This is a genomic window from uncultured Cellulomonas sp. (assembly GCF_963527515.1).
GTDB lineage: Bacteria > Actinomycetota > Actinomycetes > Actinomycetales > Cellulomonadaceae > Cellulomonas.
In genome coordinates, this window is the sequence record NZ_CAURTV010000080.1 from 1 (window position 1) to 16,258 (window position 16,258).

The window sequence follows — 16,258 nt, forward strand, 5'->3', positions numbered from 1 at the left end:
GCACGCACCCGGCCGTCGCCGAGGTCCGGCACCCGAGCCTGCCCACCGACCCGGGGCACGAGCGGGCCGCCCGCCTGATGGACGGGTTCGGCGCGATCATCGGGCTTCGCCCGCACGGCGGGCCGGACGCGGCCGACGCCGTCGTGGCCGCGCTGCGCCTGTGGGTCCCGGCCACCAGCCTGGGCGGCGTGGAGTCGACGCTGGAGCGCCGGCGCCGGTTCGCCACGGAGTCGAGGACCGTCCCGGAGGACCTGCTGCGGATGTCGGTCGGCATCGAGGACGTCGAGGACCTCTGGCGGGACCTGGCCCAGGCGCTGGACGCGCTCTAGGCTCCCTCGGCCTTGTGGGGCCGGGCCAGCAGGAGCGTGGCGAGCTGGTCGACCGGCAGGCCCTCGTGCAGCACCCGCACCACCGCCGACGTGATCGGCATCTCCACGCCGAGCGTCGTCGCCAGCTCCAGGACCGACCGGCAGGACTTGACGCCCTCGGCCGTGCCTCCCGTGGCTGAGATCGCCTGGTCCAGCGTCATGCCCCGGCCGATGTGGCCGCCGAGCGTGTGGTTGCGCGAGTCCGGCGAGGCGCAGGTCGCCATGAGGTCGCCCAGGCCGGCGAGGCCGGGGAACGTGTCCGCGTCCGCGCCGAGCGCCAGGCCGAGCCGCGTGATCTCCACCAGGCCGCGGGTGATCACGGTCGCCATGGTGTTGTAGCCGAGTCCGCGGCCCTGCGAGATGCCGACGGCGAGCGCGATGACGTTCTTGACCGCCCCGCAGAGCTCCACGCCGACCACGTCGTCGTTGGTGTACGGGCGGAAGTAGGACGACGCGCACGCCCGGGCCACCAGCTGCGCGGTGGCCTCGCTGGTGGAGGCCACGACGGTCGCGGTGGGCTGCCGGCGAGCGATCTCGAGCGCCAGGTTGGGTCCCGAGACCACCGCGATCCGGTCGGCCGGGATGCCCAGCGACTCGGCGACGACCTCGCTCATCCGCCGGTCGGTGGACAGCTCGACACCCTTCATGAGGGAGACGGCGACGGCGTGCGCGGCGACGGCGTCGGCCAGCGGGGTGAGCGTCGCACGCGCGCTCTGCGACGGGATGGCCACGGCGACGACGTCGGCGCCCGCCAGCACCGCCCGGGCGTCGGACGAGGCCGTCACGCGGGCGGGGAGCTCGACGCCGGGCAGGTAGGCCTCGTTGCGGTGCTCGTCGGCGATCTGCCGGCAGACGGCGTCGTCGCGCCCCCACACGGTCACCTCGCACCCGGCGTCGGCCATGACGGCGGCGAACGTCGTGCCCCAGGCTCCGGCCCCCAGCACGGCGGCGCGCAGGCGTGGTGCACCGGGCGCGGCAGGACGGTCCTGCGCCACCTGGTCCGCCGTCACGGCAGCTCGGGAGGGGTGGCGGGTCCACCCTGCGCGCCGGGCCTGCGCATGTCGTAGCGGACGGCGGGCGGCTCCTCGTCGCGGATGTCCGCCAGCAGCGCCGTGATCGCCGTCATCACGCGCTCGGTCGCCTCGCGCAGCGTCGCCGTGTCCTGCGGGCGGCCGTACAGGTCGTCCAGGACCACCGGCGGACCGGCGACGATCGTCACGGTCTTGCGGGGGAACGGCTTGAGCAGCTTCTTGTAGCGGCCGAGCAGGAGCTGCGGCCCCCACTGGGCCACCGGGATCACGGGCGCCTGCGTGCTGAGGGCCAGGCGGGCGATGCCCGTCTTGCCGACCATGGGCCACAGGTCGGGATCGCGGGTGAGCGTGCCCTCGGGAAACACCGCCACCACCTCACCCTCGGCGATGGCGGCGATCGCCGCGGTCAGCGACTCCCCGGCCGAGGAGGAGTTGCGGTACACCGGGATCTGCCCCGTCGCCCGCAGGATCCCCGCCAGCACCGGGACCTTGAACAGCGACGCCTTCGCCAGGATCTTCGGGGCGACGCCGTTGTCCCACAGGTAGTGCGCGAACGTCAGGGGGTCGATGTTCGTCATGTGGTTCGCGGCGACGATGAACCCGCCCTCGGTGGGGAAGTTCTCGGTCCCGCGCCAGTCACGGCGGGTCATCGCGAGCAGCGGAGGCCGCACGATGCGCGCGACGTTGCGGTAGGCGCGGTTGGATCTGGCCGGCGGTTGCACGGGAGCCGATGCTACCTGTCAGTCGCGGCTGAACTCGGCGCCGAGGGCCTCGAGCTTGGCGGTGAAGTGCTCGTACCCACGGTCGATCAGGCTGATGCCGCGCACCGCCGACGTGCCCTTGGCCGCCAGCGCCGCGATCAGGTGGCTGAAGCCACCGCGCAGGTCCGGCACCTCGATGTCCGCCGCGGACAGCGGCGTCGGTCCCGAGATCACCGCGGAGTGGTAGAAGTTCCGCTGCCCGAACCGGCACGGACGGCCGCCCAAGCACTCCTTGTAGACCTGGATGGTCGCGCCCATCCCGACCAGCGCGTCGGCGAACCCGAACCGGTTCTCGTAGACCGTCTCGTGCACGATCGACAGGCCCTTGGCCTGGGTGAGCGCGACGACGAGCGGCTGCTGCCAGTCCGTCATGAAGCCGGGGTGCACGTCGGTCTCGAGCGTGATCGAGCGCAAATCCCCGCCCGGGTGGAAGAACCGGATGCCGTCGTCGTCGATGGCGAACTCGCCGCCGACCTTGCGGAACGTGTTGAGGAACGTGGTCATCTCGGGCTGCGTCGCGCCCTTCACGACGATGTCCCCGCCGGTCGCCAGCGCTGCCGACGCCCACGACGCCGCCTCGATCCGGTCCGAGAGCGCGGTGTGCTGGAACCCGATGAGGCGGTCCACGCCCTCGATCCGGATCACGCGGTCCGTGTCGACCGAGATGATCGCGCCCATCTTCTGCAGCACGTTGATCAGGTCCATGATCTCGGGCTCGATGGCCGCGTTGGCCAGCTCCGTGATGCCCTCGGCCCGCACCGCCGTGAGCAGCAGCTGCTCCGTGGCGCCGACGCTCGGGTACGGCAGCGCGATCTTGGTGCCCTGCAGGCGGCGGGGCGCGCGGATGTGGATGCCGTTGTCGGTCTTGTCCACCACGGCGCCGAACTGCCGCAGGATGTCCAGGTGGTAGTTGATCGGCCGGTCGCCGATCCGGCAGCCGCCGAGGTCCGGGATGAACGCCTCGCCCAGCCGGTGCAGCAGCGGCCCGCAGAACAGGATCGGGATCCGGCTCGACCCCGCGTGGGTGTCGATGTCCGCCACGTGAGCCGACTCCACGTCCGTCGGGTCCAGGTGGAGCACGCCGGCGTCCGCGTCGGCGTCGACCTTGACGCCGTGCAGCTCGAGCAGGCCGGTCACCACGGCCACGTCGCGGATCTGCGGGACGTTGCGCAGCACGCTCGGGGTCTCCCCCAGCAGTGCGGCCACCATCGCCTTGGAGACGAAGTTCTTGGCCCCGCGGACGGTGATCTCGCCCGAGAGCGGGGTGCCACCGTTGACGTACAGCAGATCGCTCATCGCACCATCGTCTCCCACCCCTGCGGATGCTCCCGACCGCCGGCGTGGCGGCACGCCGGGGCCGGTGCAGAACCTTCACACGGTCCGGGCCGCGTCACTTCTTCTTGGCGCGTCCCTTGCCGGAGCCGGAGGACTTCTTGGCCTTCGCCTTCGACTTGGCCTTCGCGTCAGACTTCGCCTTCGACTTGGGCTCAGTCTTCGCCTTCGGCTTGGGCTCGGCCTTCGCCTTCGGCTTGGGCTCGGCCTTCGCCTTCGACCTCGGCTTGGCCGCCTTGCCGTCAGAGGGGCTCTGCGCAGCCGGCGCCGTACTCGGTGCGGCCGGCGACGCGGCGGGCCGCACCACACCCTGCACCGCGCTGAGGTCCGCAACACCGCCCAGCGGCTCACCCGGTCCCGCGGCGACCCGCGCACGCAGCGTCGCCCCGGGGTGGAAGCGGGCCACGGTGGTCGCGGCGACGTCCAGCGACTCCCCCGTGCGGGGGTTGCGCGCCGTCCGGGCGGGCCGGCCCGCGGCCTCGAAGGTGCCGAAGCCGGTGAGGGTCACCCGCTCACCGGCAGCCAGGGCGGCCGTGATCTCGTCGAGCACGGCGTCGACGGCGGCCGCTGCCGCGCCTCGTGACGTGCCCCGCGCGGCGATGCGGTCAGCGATCTGCGACTTGCCCGGCATGGTGATCCCCTCTCGGCCGGCGCGCACCGCGCCGTGCTCGGACCTCACGCTAGCCACCCGTGCCGTGCGGCGGGCCACCTCGGGGGCGACCCGCCGCACGAGGATCAGGGGCGGCGGCCGATCTCCACCGGCACGCCGGCCGGACGCGCCGCGACGATCTCGACGGACGGCAGGTGCTTGGCCGGCAGGGTGGCGGGCCGCCACGACTCACGACGGGCCTCGAACGCCGAGATCTCGTCGGCGTGCGCGAGCGTCAGGCCGATGTCGTCGAGACCCTCCATGAGGCGCCAGCGCGTGTAGTCGTCCACCTGGAAGGGAACCACGACGTCGTCGCAGGTGATCGTCTTGGACGCGAGGTCCACGGTCACCTCGGTCCCGGGGCGCGTCTCGAGGATCTTCCAGATCAGCTCGATGTCCTCCTGCGACGCCTGCGCGGCGAGCAGGCCCTGCTTGCCGGAGTTGCCGCGGAAGATGTCCGCGAAGCGGTTCGAGATGACGACCTTGAACCCGTAGTCCTTGAGCGCCCACACGGCGTGCTCGCGGGACGAGCCGGTGCCGAAGTCCGGGCCGGCGACGAGCACCGAGCCGGCGCGGTAGGCGTCCTGGTTGAGGACGAACGCCGGGTCGCCGCGCCAGGCGGCGAACAGCGCGTCCTCGAACCCGGTCCGCGTGACGCGCTTGAGGTAGACCGCGGGGATGATCTGGTCCGTGTCCACGTTGCTGCGTCGCAGCGGGACGCCGACGCCGGTGTGCTGGTTGAACTTCTCCATGACTGTCTCTCGCTTCCTGGGTCAGACCGTCTGGAGGTCGGTGAGGGGGCTGCCGTCGGGCGCGTCGACGCCGGCGTCGAGGTCCGCGAACGAGGAGAGGGTCCCGCGGATCGCGGTCGCCGCCGCCACGAGCGGCGAGACGAGGTGCGTCCGCCCGCCCTTGCCCTGACGGCCCTCGAAGTTGCGGTTGGACGTGGAGGCCGAGCGCTCCCCCGGTGCCAGCTGGTCGGGGTTCATGCCCAGACACATGGAGCAGCCGGCGTTGCGCCACTCGGCGCCGAAGTCGAGGAAGATCTTGTCCAGCCCCTCGGCCTCCGCCTGCAGTCGCACGCGGGCCGACGCCGGCACCACCAGGACACGGACGTCGTCGGCCTTGTGCTTGCCGCGGACCACCTTGGCCACCGAGCGCAGGTCCTCGATGCGGCCGTTGGTGCAGGAGCCGATGAAGACCGTGTCGACCTTGATCTCCCGCAGCGGCTGTCCCGGCGTCAGGCCCATGTACTCGATGGCACGCTCGGCGGCCCCGCGCTCGTCGGCGTCGGCGATCTGCTCCGGGACGGGGACCGAGCCGGACAGCGGCAGGCCCTGGCCGGGGTTGGTGCCCCACGTGACGAACGGCTCGAGGTCCTGCGCGCGCAGGACGACCTCGACGTCGAACTGGGCGTCGTCGTCGGTGCGCAGGGTCCGCCAGTACTCCACGGCCGCGTCCCAGTCGGCGCCCTCGGGCGCGTGCGGGCGGCCCTTGAGGTACTCGAAGGTGGTCTCGTCCGGCGCGATCATGCCCGCGCGCGCGCCAGCCTCGATGGACATGTTGCAGACCGTCATGCGGGCTTCCATGGACAGGGCGCGGATGGCCTCGCCGCGGTACTCGAGCACGTAGCCCTGACCGCCACCGGTGCCGATCTTGGCGATGATCGCCAGGATGATGTCCTTGCTCGTCGCCCCCACCGGCAGCTCGCCGTCGACCGTGATCGCCATGGTCTTGAACGGGGCGAGCGGCAGCGTCTGCGTGGCCAGCACGTGCTCGACCTCGCTGGTGCCGATGCCGAAGGCCAGCGCGCCGAACGCGCCGTGCGTCGACGTGTGCGAGTCGCCGCACACCACGGTCAGGCCGGGCTGCGTGAGGCCGAGCTGCGGGCCGACCTGGTGGACGATGCCCTGGTCGGCGTCGCCGAGCGAGTGGATCCGCACCCCGAACTCCGCGGCGTTGTTGCGCAGCGTCTGGATCTGCGTGCGGCTCGTCTCGTCGGCGATCGGCCGGTCGATGTCGAGCGTCGGGGTGTTGTGGTCCTCGGTCGCGAGCGTGAGGTCCGGCCGTCGGACCGGGCGCCCGGCGAGCCGCAGGCCCTCGAACGCCTGCGGGCTGGTCACCTCGTGCACCAGGTGGAGGTCGATGTACAGGAGGTCGGGCGCCCCGTCGGTGCCTCGTCGCACCACGTGCGCGTCCCAGACCTTCTCTGCCAACGTGCCGGCCATGTCCTCGGTCCGTTCTCTCGTTCGTCCTGTCGGCCGGTCGTGTGCAAATCCCGGCTCGTGTGGCGTCGTACTTGCATCTCAGCCTTCGAGACGCCAATATCGACCTATGGACAACTCTAGCGGAGTCGGCGTGCTGGACAAGGCCGCATCCGTCCTCAGCGCCCTCGAGGCCGGGCCGGCGACGCTCGCGCAGCTCGTCACCGCCACCCATCTTGCCCGCCCGACGGCCCACCGGTTGGCCGTGGCCCTCGAGCACCACCGGCTGGTGGCGCGCGACATGCAGGGCCGGTTCGTGCTGGGACCGCGGCTCTCGGAGCTCGCGACCGCCGCCGGCGAGGACCGCCTGCTCGCCGCCGCCGGCCCCGTGCTGGCCGCGCTGCGCGACCACACGGGCGAGAGCGCGCAGCTGTACCGCCGCCAGGGCGACCAGCGCATCTGCGTCGCCGCCGCCGAGCGGCCGATCGGTCTGCGCGACTCGATCCCCGTCGGCGCGACGTTGACCATGCACGCGGGGTCGGCCGCCCAGATCCTGCTGGCGTGGGAGGAGCCGGACCGGCTGCACCGCGGGCTGCAGGGCGCCAAGTTCACCGCGACGATCCTCTCGGGGGTCCGGCGCCGCGGCTGGGCGCAGTCGGTGTCCGAGCGCGAGGTCGGCGTCGCGTCGGTGTCCGCGCCCGTGCGGGGCCCCTCGGGTCGCATCGTCGCCGCCGTGTCGGTCTCCGGGCCGCTCGAGCGCCTCTCCCGGCAGCCGGGTCGGCTGCACGCCGCCGCGGTCGTCTCGGCGGCCAACCGGCTGACCGAGGTCCTGCGCCGCACCGCCGACTGATGGTGGTGCGAGGTGCGGCCGCGTCCCGGCGCCGGTTGCGACGCCGCGTGGCGCTCGTGGCCTTCGCCGCCGGGCTCGTCGTCGGCGTCGTCCTGGCCCTGCTCGGCGGGGGCACCGTCGCGGACGGCCTCGTCACCGGTGCTCTGCTCGGCGCGGTCGGGGCGGCCGTCGGTTGGGGCGTCGTCGCGATCCTGCCCACCTCGTCGCACGGGCCGCCCGGTCAGCACTGACCCCGCACGTGCAGAAGGCCCGGTCGCTGTGACCGGGCCTTCAGTACGTACCCCCGACCGGATTCGAACCGGCGCTACCGCCGTGAGAGGGCGGCGTGCTAGGCCGCTACACAACGGGGGCCTATGACGCGACGAGACCCGAGGACCTCGCTTGCGAGTGAACACTCTACCCGATCCTCCGGGGAGGTCGGACCAGCGGTGCTCGCGCTGGGGTACCAGGACTCGAACCTAGACTAACTGAACCAGAATCAGTCGTGCTGCCAATTACACCATACCCCATGGGGGTACAACGCCCGGAGCTCGCAGGTCGCCTGGCGGGGCGGACCCATGCGCATCCGGACGTCGTACCGGCGGTGAACACTACCCGAGCGCCGAGGCCGGGTCCAACCGGCTCCCCCGGACGTGACGAAGGCCACGAAGCCGCTCAGCGAGGGATGGATCCCAGCTCGGTCGCGTCGTACCAGAGCAGGTCCCGCTCGTCGAGGCGGTCGACCGCATCCTCGTCCCCGTGCGCGGCGCGCACGACGTCGGCGGAGGCGCCCGGCTCGTCGACGTGCACACAGATGACGTCCGACTGCTCGACCTCCGCGACCAGCTCGACGGCGCTGGGCACGTCCTCCTCGTCCGTCAGCGGCTGCAGCACGGCGTCCGGCACGTCGGCCGAGACGACGAGCCGCAGCTGCGGGGCGTCGGGTCGCGTGGCCAGGAGCTCGAGGGAGTCGTCGGCGGCCGCCAGCTGCGCCGCGAACTCCAGACCCTCGTCGTCCTCGTCGGGGAACAGGGCCCGCAGCGCCGGCGTCACCGCATGCACCCGACGGGCAGCGAGCGGTCCGGCGGACGTGCCGAGCTGGTCGAGGGAGGCAGGCAGGTAGATGCGCACCTGGTCAGTGTGCCGCGTGCACCACCGGCGCGGCGGTCAGGCGCGCACAGGCTCCTCCACCGGTGCGGCCACGCGCAGCGCGTCGACACGAGCCGCCACGCCCGCCAGCGCCCGGCGCACCGGCGACCCCGGTGCGGCCTCGCGCAGGGTGCGCGCCTCGAGCAGCGCGGTGTCCAGCGCCGGCCGGTCGTCGGGCACCAGGTGCACGTCCGTGACGCCCGCGTACCGCGCGAGCGCCTCGCTCACCGCATCCCCCGGGTGCGGGCCGGCGACCGAGGCACGCACGCGGTTCACCAGCACGAGCCGCGTGGCGCCCAGACCGAGGTCGGTGAGCTCCCCCAGCCCTCGGACCAGCCGCTGGATGCCGACGGGGTCTCCCGCGCCGACCACGAGCACGACGTCCGCCGCCTCGAGAGCGCTGAGCGTGGCGGCGTTCCTGCGCGGCGCTCTCGTGTCGTAGCTGAGCACCTCGTCCTGCTCCAGGCAGAACCCGCAGTCGACCACCGTCCAGTCCGCGAGCCCGCGGGCGACCGTCCACACCGCGTCGAGCGACGAGGACGGGAGCTCTGGCCATCGATCCGCGCGGGAGATCCCGGACAGCACCCGCAGGTCCGGCGCCACCGTCGGGGTGATGCGGGCGAGCGTCATCAGGTCGAGGGTGCCCTGCCCTGCCGCGCGCGCCGCGGCGGCGATCCCGGGCGCCTCGTCGAGCATGCCGACCACCTGCGCCACACAGCCGCCGTACGTGTCGGCGTCCGCGAGCAGGGTGCGTCGCCCTGCGGCGGCGAGCTCCGCGGCCACGTTGACGGCCACGGTGGTCCGGCCGGGCGCTCCGGTGGGCCCCCACACGGCCGCCACCAGTCCCCGCGACGGCCGCCGGACGGTCTCCTCGTCGGGCCACCCGGGCTCCGCGGCGCCCTCGGGAGCCGCGCCGAGGACGGCCAGGGCCTCGCGCACGACCGAGCCGGCCGAGGCCTCGTCGTGCGGTGCGAGGAGCACGAGGTCAGCGCCGAGCGCGGTGAGTCGCTCCCCCAGCCACGGCCGCGCGGCGTCGCCGATCCCGACGACACGGACGCCCGCGCGGTGCAGCAGCTCGATCGCCTCGCGGTCGAGCAGGTCGAGGTCACCGGAGACGACGGCCAGCCGGCCGAGCCCTGCCTCGGCGGCCGCGAGCAGCTCGGTGAGGTCCGCACAGCGGCGCGTCACGCTCAGCCGCCCGCCCGTCTGCTCGACCGCCTGGACGATGATCGCCTCCGCGGACCCCTGGACGGCGCACAGCACCCCGACCGGCACGTCAGCCTCCCGTGCCCAGCACCGGCACGACGTCGACGGTGCCGTCGGCGGCGAGGGCGGTGAGGACGTCGGGCAGCAGCGCGCTGGGCACCAGGACGTGCACCGCACCGCCGCCGGACGCGCTGAACGCACCGGAGGACGTGGTCACCTCGGCCACCGTGAGCCCCGCGGCCAGCTCCCTCGGGTCGGTCGTCGCGCCGTCGTCGTCCGGTGCCGGCGGCGTGAACCAGAGGTCGACGAGGGCACCAGGCACCACGTCGCCCGAGGGAGCCCGCTCGAGGGTCACCGAGACCGGCCGCAGGTCCAGGTCCTCTGCCGAGCCGACGGCCGACGCGGGGACCAGCTCCCCACGGCCCACGGCCCGCACCACGACCTCGTCGGCGGCGAGCGGCGCGTCGGCCCGCAGGTAGTGGTCGAGGTTCACCGTGCCGAGCCGGACGTCGACCACCGCCAGGTCCTCCGCCGTGATGCGGTCGCCGGGCACCATCGCGGCGCGAGTGACGTAGACCGGCACCGTCGCCTGCGCCGTACGGACCGCCCACGACCCCAGGAGCACCGACGCCGCCACCATCGCCAGGCCCGCGAGCAGCCGCGGGTCCCGCCAGCCCGGACGGCGCAGCCGCCCCGCGACCGGTGTGGGCAGGTCGATCACGCTGGTGTCCATCGGCTCTCCCGGTCTCGCGCGGCTGGACCGCCATCCTGCCGCCTGCAGCACGTCGCGGACGGAGCATTGTGGACAAAGCGGTCCGGGCGCCACTGCGTGCCACACTGCGGTCATGCCTTCGCGGTTCCTCACCCTCGCGGACGTCACCGAGGTGCTCAACATCTCGGCGCCGCAGGCCTACGCACTCGTCCGCTCCGGTGAGCTGCCCGCCATCCAGATCGGTGGGCGGCTGCAGTGGCGCGTGGAGTCGACCGAGCTGGAGAAGTACATCCAGCGCATGTACGAGCAGACCCGCGCCCGCATCTCGAGCGACGGCAGCACGATCGAGGGACCCGCCGAGGACTGACCAGGTCAGCCCGACCGCACCGACCGCAGGGTCGAGAACGCGACGGCCCACGCCCCGCGCGGGACGCCACCGACGTCGGCGAGGTCGAGGTGGTCGGCGCCGACGCGCTCGATCCGCCCGGTGAGGTCCGACCCCCCCGACCGGACCCGCACCACGGCCCGGTCGCGAGCCAGTGCCCGAAGCGCGTGACCCAGGCCCAGCCTGCCCTCGACCGCTCCGGGCGCCGGAGCGGCGTGCACCTCCAGCCCGTCGACGGCCTCCACCGCGGTCAACGGCACCAGTGCGCGCCGGACCGGTGACGTCCCCAGGAGCAACCACTCCGGGGTCGCGTCCAGCAGGATCCCCTCGATGACGTCGGCCTCGCCGACGAGCACCCGCACGGACCGACCGACCGAGGCACGAGCCCGGTCCGCCAGCGCCACCGACGCCCGTTCGGCGCGCGCGAGCTCGGCCACGTCCGCCCGCACGTCGGCCAGCCGGCCCGCCGCGAGCTGGGCCTCCATGTCCGCGAAGAGCGCCTCCCACCGCATGGCAGCACCGTACGGGCGCGCACCGGATTCTGGACAGCGCTGGACAGAGACCGGACACTCAGGTACATCTAGCCCTGTCAAGCATCATCAAACTGCATCAAACGACTAGATCAGGGGCGACCATGCGGATCGATGGGACGCACAGCAAGGGCGGCCGGGACGCCCGCCGCCAGGTCGGCACGACGACCGGCCTCCTCGTAGGTGTGCTGGCGACCGGCAGCCTCGCGGTGGTGCTGGCGGTGCGGCTGCGAGCAGGTCTCCTCGACAGCACGGGCCCGTGGCGGGTGGACACGGTCGTCGAGCTCGGCGTGACCGCGATCGGACTCGTCGTCGCGCTGTGGCTCGCCTGCTCCGCCCTCCTGGCCACGACGTGCCTCGTCGCCAGGGCGGCGGGTGCGAGCTGGCACGTCGGCGAGAGGCTGGTGCACCGGTACGCCCCCCAGCTGGTGCGCAGAGCGTTGGCCGTGGCCGTCGGAGCGACCCTCGGGCTCGGCGCCGTGACAGGCGCGTCCGCGGCCGCACCCACGCCGGCGCCGCCCACCGCCGCGGCGAGCGTCGCGTCGGACGACGGGTCGGTCGACCTCGGGTGGGTGGTCACCGAGGCACCCGCCGATCCCCGTCCAGCCCCCAGCGTCACCACCCCGGCAGCGCCAGCCACGGCCGCCACGCCTCCGCCGGACGTCCCGGTGCTCACGGCGGCTCCGGCTCCGGCGGCCGACCAGGCACCGACCACAGGGAGCACGGTCGTCGTCGCGCCCGGCGACAGCCTCTGGGGCATCGCCGCGCGCCACCTCCCGGCAGGGGCCACGGACGCGGAGGTCGCCGCGGCCTGGCCCCGCTGGTACGAGGCGAACGCGACCGTGATCGGGGCGGACCCCGACGTCATCCTGCCCGGCCAGGTGCTCACCGTGCCCGTGGGCTCCGACGGAGGTGCGCGGTGAGCGCCCTGGTGCTCTCCCGGGACGCGACGCCCGCGGAGGACGCGTTCGCCCGGGTGCGCTCCGCAGCGGCGGAGCACGGCGGGACCGCGCCCCAGCCGTCCCGCCCGGGGGCCCAACGCGCCCGGCGCCCGCACGCCCGCCTCGTGGCCGCCCCGGTCCCGCCACTCGTCGAGGAGGCAGCCGGGCCCGCCCACCCGGTTCCCGAGACGGTGGCCGCCCGCGTCGCGGTCCTGCGGGCGTCGGACCGCTCGCTCGTGCTGGACGCGGACGACGACGACCCTCGGCCCGTCCCCGACGGGGATCCCGCGGCGGTCGCGCGCGCGATCGCCCTCGCCTCGCTGGAGGTGCTGTCCGGGCGACGCTCCGTGGCGCAGCTGGCCCGCTGGCTCACGCCCGGGGTGTTCGAGTCGCTCCAGGTCCGGGCGGGCCTCACGCAGCGTGTGCTGGGCACCACCGGCGGGTCGCGGGCGCCGGTGCTCCGACGGGCCCGGTCGTGCCGCGTCGGGAGCCACGTGCTCGAGGCCACCGTGGTCGCCGACGACGGGTCCCGCGTGCGCGCCGTGGCGCTCCGGCTCGAAGGACACCGGGGCGCGTGGCGCGTGACCGCGCTCGAGATCGGCTGAGCCCGGACGCGACGAGGCCCGCCCCGGGTTGCCGGGGCGGGCCTCGGTCGTCTCAGCGCTTGCGCTGCTGCTTGGCTGCCTTGCGGCGAGCCTCCCGGTTGCTGGCACCGTCGTCGGCGGAGGCCGCTGCGGGGCGTGCGCCGGCCTTCTTGCCACCGGCGTCGGCGCGCGTGATCACGCCACCGTCACCGTCCACCGACGGAGCCGAGTACTGCAGCGGCGCCCGCTGCTCGGGCCCGTCGATCCCCTTGGCCACGAGCCTGCCCGGGGTCGGACCGTCGGCGACGGACCGCTGCTGCGCTGCCTGAGCACCTGCGCTCGCGGCGGCGGCCACGGCCGAGTCGGCGGTCACGGCGGGAGCATCGGGCTGCGCGACCTGGACCTCCAGGTTGTACAGGTACCCGACCGTCTCCTCCTTGATGGCGTCGGTCATGGCGTTGAAGAGCTGAAAGCCCTCGCGCTGGTACTCGACCAGCGGGTCGCGCTGGGCCATCGCCCGCAGGCCGATGCCCTCCTTGAGGTAGTCCATCTCGTACAGGTGCTCGCGCCACTTGCGGTCGAGGACGGACAGGGTCACGCGCCGCTCCAGCTGGCGCATGTTCTCCGAGCCGATCTGCTCCTCACGCTCCGCGTACGCGTGCTCGGCGTCCGAGAGGATCTCGCGCTCGATGAGCTCGGCCGACAGCCGGGTGGGGCCACCGGCCTGCTCGACGACCTCGTCGGGGGTGACCGACACCGGGTAGACGGCCTTGAGCGCCGTCCACAGCGCGTCCAGGTCCCACGCCTCCGGGCGGCCGTCGGTCGTGGCGCCGGTGATGTAGGCCGTGAGCACGTCGGAGCGGAAGTGCCGGACCTGGTCGTGCAGGTCCTCGCCCTCCAGCACGCGGCGGCGCTGCTCGTAGATGACCTCACGCTGCCGGGACATGACGTCGTCGTACTTCAGGACGTTCTTGCGGATCTCGAAGTTGCGCGACTCGACCTGCGACTGCGCCGACTGGATGCCGCGCGTGACGATCTTCGACTCCAGCGGCATGTCCTCGGGGAACCCGGCGCGCGTCATCATGGACTCGGCGAGCGAGGAGTTGAACAGGCGCATCAGGTCGTCCTGCATGGACAGGTAGAAGCGCGACTCCCCCGGGTCACCCTGCCGACCGGAACGGCCGCGCAGCTGGTTGTCGATGCGGCGGGACTCGTGGCGCTCCGTGCCCAGCACGTACAGACCGCCCAGCTCGACGACCTCGTCGTGCTCGGCCGCCACAGCCGCCTTGGCCTTCTCGAGCGCGGCCGGCCAGGCGGCCTCGTACTCGTCGGGCTGCTCGGCGGGGTCCAGGCCGCGCGTCGCCAGGTCCGCGACCGCCATGAACTCGGCGTTGCCGCCGAGCATGATGTCGGTACCGCGGCCGGCCATGTTCGTCGCCACCGTCACGGCGCCCTTGCGGCCCGCCTGGGCGATGATCGACGCCTCGCGCGCGTGCTGCTTGGCGTTGAGGACCTCGTGCGGGACGCCCTGCTTCTTCAGCTTGGACGAGAGCAGCTCGCTCTTCTCGACGCTGGTGGTGCCGACCAGCACCGGCTGACCCTGCGCGTGGCGCTCGACGATGTCGGCGACGACGGCGTCGAACTTGCCGTCCTCGCCCTTGTAGACGAAGTCGCGCTGGTCGATCCGCTGCATGTCGCGGTTGGTCGGGATGGGGACGACGCCCAGCTTGTACGTGCCCTGGAACTCCGCGGCCTCGGTCTCCGCGGTACCGGTCATGCCCGCGAGCTTGCCGTAGAGGCGGAAGTAGTTCTGCAGCGTGATCGTGGCGAGCGTCTGGTTCTCCGCCTTGATGGCGACGCCCTCCTTCGCCTCGATCGCCTGGTGCATGCCCTCGTTGTAGCGGCGGCCCGGCAGGATGCGGCCGGTGTGCTCGTCGACGATGAGCACCTCGCCGTTCATCACCACGTAGTCCTTGTCGCGCTTGAACAGCTCCTGCGCCTTGATGGCGTTGTTCAGGAAGCCGATGAGCGGCGTGTTCAGGGACTCGTACAGGTTGTCGATGCCGAGGTAGTCCTCGACGCGCGCGATGCCCGGCTCGAGCACGCCGACCGTGCGCTTCTTCTCGTCGACCTCGTAGTCGCGCTCCACCTGCAGACGCCGGACCACCTTGGCGAACTCGGCGTACCAGCGGTTGGTGTCACCGGACGCCGGCCCGGAGATGATCAGCGGGGTGCGCGCCTCGTCGATGAGGATCGAGTCCACCTCGTCGACGATCGCGAAGTTGTGCCCGCGCTGCACCAGCTCGTCGGTGCTCCACGCCATGTTGTCGCGCAGGTAGTCGAAGCCGAACTCGTTGTTCGTCCCGTAGGTGATGTCGCAGGCGTACTGCCTGCGTCGCTCGGCCGGGTCCTGGCTGGACAGGATGACGCCGCTGGTCAGGCCGAGGAACCGGAAGACGCGGCCCATGAGCTCGGACTGGTAGCTGGCGAGGTAGTCGTTGACCGTGACGACGTGCACGCCCTTGCCGGTCAGCGCGTTGAGGTAGGCCGGCAGGGTGGCGACGAGGGTCTTGCCCTCACCGGTCTTCATCTCCGCGATGTTGCCCAGGTGCAGGGCCGCGCCGCCCATGAGCTGCACGTCGAAGTGACGCTGGCCCAGGGTGCGCCGGGCGGCCTCGCGGACCGTGGCGAACGCCTCGGCCAGCAGCTCGTCCAGCGTCTCGCCGTCCGCGAGGCGGGCGCGGAAGCGCTCGGTCTCCTCGCGCAGCTCGGCGTCGGACAGCGCGACGAAGCTGTCCTCCAGGGCGTTGACCTGCTGGGCGATGCCCGACAGCTTCTTGACGATCCGGCCTTCACCGAGGCGCAGGACCTTCTCGAGGATCGCTGGCACGCACTACTCCCGACGTCTTCGCGCTCCGGGCGCGCGCGGCGTCGGAGCGGCTGAGTTGACCGGCCGCACGGCCGGGCGCGTCCATCGTAGGCGAGCCTGCGCGACGCGGGCGAAGAACGACCACCGCGACGGCGAGGAGCACCGCGCCGACCACCCCGGGCAGGCCGAGGCGCTCGTCGCGGAGCACCACCGCGCCGACGGTCGCGGTCAGCGGCTCGAGCAGCGCCAGGAGGGCGGCCGTCGTGGCCGGGACGTGCCGCAACCCCGTGAAGTAGGCGCTGTAGGCGGCCGCGGTGGGCACGACGGCGAGGAAGGCCAGCAGCGCCCAACCCCGGGTGTCCGTCGGCACGGCCAGGCCCGGGCCCACGACCGCGGCGACCGGCAGGAGGAGGATTCCGCCGAGCGTGAACGAGGTCGCCGTCAGCGGCAGCGGGCCCAGTCCGGGCACGCTGCGACGGTTCAGGCCGGTCATGGTGGCGAACGCCGCCGCCGAGACGAGCGCCAGCAGCGCGCCCGCGGCGACCCCGGGTCCGGCGGCGTCCGACGGGCCGACGAGGAGCACCAGCCCGGCGAGCGCCAGCCCGAGAGCCAGGAGCGTCCGCGGGGACGGCAGTCGTCGTGCGGAGACGGCCGTCGCGACCGCCACCAGCAGGGGCGCAGCGCCCAGCGCGACCAGCGTGGCGACCG

18 protein-coding genes and 2 tRNA genes are annotated in these 16,258 nt (G+C 73.3%); 6 read left to right on the plus strand and 14 right to left on the minus strand.

Translation table 11 applies throughout. The annotated features are described in order from the left end of the window. Positions 1 to 329, plus strand: a 329-nt coding sequence (locus RYN42_RS15300; protein ID WP_315097558.1) for a PLP-dependent transferase, incomplete at its 5' end; no start/stop codon positions are given. On the opposite strand, the gene RYN42_RS15305 is transcribed toward RYN42_RS15300, so the two are convergent. The 6 genes from RYN42_RS15305 to leuC all read right to left on the minus strand — a co-directional run bounded on the left by RYN42_RS15305 (position 326) and on the right by leuC (position 6,369). Further along, the gene (locus tag RYN42_RS15305; protein ID WP_399552504.1) at positions 326 to 1,378 is read right to left on the minus strand and encodes an NAD(P)H-dependent glycerol-3-phosphate dehydrogenase; all 1,053 of its coding nucleotides are present in this window, start codon (positions 1,376 to 1,378) and stop codon (positions 326 to 328) included. The two genes, RYN42_RS15300 and RYN42_RS15305, sit on opposite strands and share 4 nt — an antisense overlap. Then, positions 1,375 to 2,121, minus strand: a complete 747-nt coding sequence (locus RYN42_RS15310; protein WP_315097560.1) for a lysophospholipid acyltransferase family protein — start codon at positions 2,119 to 2,121, stop codon at positions 1,375 to 1,377. The genes RYN42_RS15305 and RYN42_RS15310 overlap by 4 nt, the downstream gene beginning before the upstream one ends. Positions 2,122 to 2,139: 18 nt before the next feature. After that, a complete protein-coding gene (gene murA / locus RYN42_RS15315; protein ID WP_315097562.1) occupies positions 2,140 to 3,456 on the minus strand; it encodes a UDP-N-acetylglucosamine 1-carboxyvinyltransferase in 1,317 nt (438 codons plus the stop codon). A 94-nt stretch (positions 3,457 to 3,550) separates the two neighbouring features. Beyond that, a complete protein-coding gene (locus RYN42_RS15320) occupies positions 3,551 to 4,171 on the minus strand; it encodes an HU family DNA-binding protein (protein ID WP_315097564.1) in 621 nt (206 codons plus the stop codon). Between the two features lie 56 nt (positions 4,172 to 4,227). Further along, positions 4,228 to 4,893: a 3-isopropylmalate dehydratase small subunit gene (leuD, locus tag RYN42_RS15325; RefSeq protein ID WP_315097566.1), complete on the minus strand. Its 666-nt coding sequence runs from the start codon at positions 4,891 to 4,893 to the stop codon at positions 4,228 to 4,230. Between the two features lie 21 nt (positions 4,894 to 4,914). Next, a complete protein-coding gene (gene leuC / locus RYN42_RS15330; protein WP_315097568.1) occupies positions 4,915 to 6,369 on the minus strand; it encodes a 3-isopropylmalate dehydratase large subunit in 1,455 nt (484 codons plus the stop codon). A 106-nt stretch (positions 6,370 to 6,475) separates the two neighbouring features. Here leuC and RYN42_RS15335 point away from each other — a divergent pair, with 106 nt between their 5' ends. Together RYN42_RS15335 and RYN42_RS15340 are read left to right on the plus strand one after the other, a co-directional pair. Further along, positions 6,476 to 7,195, plus strand: a complete 720-nt coding sequence (locus tag RYN42_RS15335; protein WP_028046824.1) for an IclR family transcriptional regulator — start codon at positions 6,476 to 6,478, stop codon at positions 7,193 to 7,195. Further along, positions 7,195 to 7,425 (plus strand): hypothetical protein, encoded by a 231-nt coding sequence (locus RYN42_RS15340; protein WP_315097576.1) that lies wholly within the window; start codon positions 7,195 to 7,197, stop codon positions 7,423 to 7,425. Before RYN42_RS15335 ends, RYN42_RS15340 begins: the two co-directional genes overlap by 1 nt. Positions 7,426 to 7,473: 48 nt before the next feature. On the opposite strand, the gene RYN42_RS15345 is transcribed toward RYN42_RS15340, so the two are convergent. The 5 genes from RYN42_RS15345 to RYN42_RS15365 form a co-directional block, all read right to left on the minus strand. Beyond that, positions 7,474 to 7,546, minus strand: a tRNA-Glu gene (locus tag RYN42_RS15345). An 86-nt stretch (positions 7,547 to 7,632) separates the two neighbouring features. After that, a tRNA-Gln gene (locus RYN42_RS15350) sits at positions 7,633 to 7,704 on the minus strand. 145 nt (positions 7,705 to 7,849) lie between these two features. Beyond that, positions 7,850 to 8,305, minus strand: coding sequence for a DUF6912 family protein (locus RYN42_RS15355; RefSeq protein ID WP_315097577.1), 456 nt, complete (start codon positions 8,303 to 8,305; stop codon positions 7,850 to 7,852). A gap of 36 nt (positions 8,306 to 8,341) precedes the next feature. Continuing rightward, positions 8,342 to 9,598: a hypothetical protein gene (locus RYN42_RS15360; protein ID WP_315097578.1), complete on the minus strand. Its 1,257-nt coding sequence runs from the start codon at positions 9,596 to 9,598 to the stop codon at positions 8,342 to 8,344. 1 nt (position 9,599) lies between these two features. Continuing rightward, positions 9,600 to 10,262 carry an SAF domain-containing protein gene (locus tag RYN42_RS15365; protein WP_315097579.1) on the minus strand — a complete coding sequence of 221 codons (663 nt, stop codon included), beginning with the start codon at positions 10,260 to 10,262 and terminating at the stop codon, positions 9,600 to 9,602. A 112-nt stretch (positions 10,263 to 10,374) separates the two neighbouring features. On the opposite strand from RYN42_RS15365, the gene RYN42_RS15370 reads away from it, so the two are divergent. After that, positions 10,375 to 10,608: a helix-turn-helix domain-containing protein gene (locus RYN42_RS15370; RefSeq protein ID WP_315097581.1), complete on the plus strand. Its 234-nt coding sequence runs from the start codon at positions 10,375 to 10,377 to the stop codon at positions 10,606 to 10,608. A 5-nt stretch (positions 10,609 to 10,613) separates the two neighbouring features. On the opposite strand, the gene RYN42_RS15375 is transcribed toward RYN42_RS15370, so the two are convergent. After that, complete coding sequence (locus RYN42_RS15375) at positions 10,614 to 11,138, minus strand: hypothetical protein (protein WP_315097583.1); 525 nt, start codon at positions 11,136 to 11,138, stop codon at positions 10,614 to 10,616. 122 nt (positions 11,139 to 11,260) lie between these two features. Here RYN42_RS15375 and RYN42_RS15380 point away from each other — a divergent pair, with 122 nt between their 5' ends. Next, entirely contained in the window at positions 11,261 to 12,079 is an 819-nt protein-coding gene (locus RYN42_RS15380) for a LysM domain-containing protein (RefSeq protein ID WP_315097585.1), read from the plus strand. Continuing rightward, on the plus strand, positions 12,076 to 12,702 hold the full coding sequence (locus tag RYN42_RS15385; protein ID WP_315097587.1) for an Rv3235 family protein: 627 nt from the start codon (positions 12,076 to 12,078) through the stop codon (positions 12,700 to 12,702). Before RYN42_RS15380 ends, RYN42_RS15385 begins: the two co-directional genes overlap by 4 nt. 52 nt (positions 12,703 to 12,754) lie before the next feature. Here RYN42_RS15385 and secA read toward each other — a convergent pair whose 3' ends face one another. Then, on the minus strand, positions 12,755 to 15,571 hold the full coding sequence (secA, locus tag RYN42_RS15390; protein WP_315097589.1) for a preprotein translocase subunit SecA: 2,817 nt from the start codon (positions 15,569 to 15,571) through the stop codon (positions 12,755 to 12,757). Beyond that, positions 15,534 to 16,258: DMT family transporter (locus RYN42_RS15395; RefSeq protein WP_315097592.1), on the minus strand; the 725-nt coding region annotated here is incomplete at its 5' end. The genes RYN42_RS15395 and secA, both read right to left, overlap by 38 nt.

Excerpts from the sequence above, each read along its gene's own strand:
- RYN42_RS15370 (WP_315097581.1), top strand. The coding sequence starts at position 10,375 with ATGCCTTCGCGGTTCCTCACCCTCGCGGACGTCACCGAGGTGCTCAAC.
- RYN42_RS15340 (WP_315097576.1), top strand. The coding sequence starts at position 7,195 with ATGGTGGTGCGAGGTGCGGCCGCGTCCCGGCGCCGGTTGCGACGCCGC.
- RYN42_RS15380 (WP_315097585.1), top strand. The coding sequence starts at position 11,261 with ATGCGGATCGATGGGACGCACAGCAAGGGCGGCCGGGACGCCCGCCGC.
- RYN42_RS15365 (WP_315097579.1), bottom strand. The coding sequence starts at position 10,262 with ATGGACACCAGCGTGATCGACCTGCCCACACCGGTCGCGGGGCGGCTG.
- leuD (WP_315097566.1), bottom strand. The coding sequence starts at position 4,893 with ATGGAGAAGTTCAACCAGCACACCGGCGTCGGCGTCCCGCTGCGACGC.
- leuC (WP_315097568.1), bottom strand. The coding sequence starts at position 6,369 with ATGGCCGGCACGTTGGCAGAGAAGGTCTGGGACGCGCACGTGGTGCGA.
- RYN42_RS15375 (WP_315097583.1), bottom strand. The coding sequence starts at position 11,138 with ATGCGGTGGGAGGCGCTCTTCGCGGACATGGAGGCCCAGCTCGCGGCG.
- murA (WP_315097562.1), bottom strand. The coding sequence starts at position 3,456 with ATGAGCGATCTGCTGTACGTCAACGGTGGCACCCCGCTCTCGGGCGAG.
- RYN42_RS15335 (WP_028046824.1), top strand. The coding sequence starts at position 6,476 with ATGGACAACTCTAGCGGAGTCGGCGTGCTGGACAAGGCCGCATCCGTC.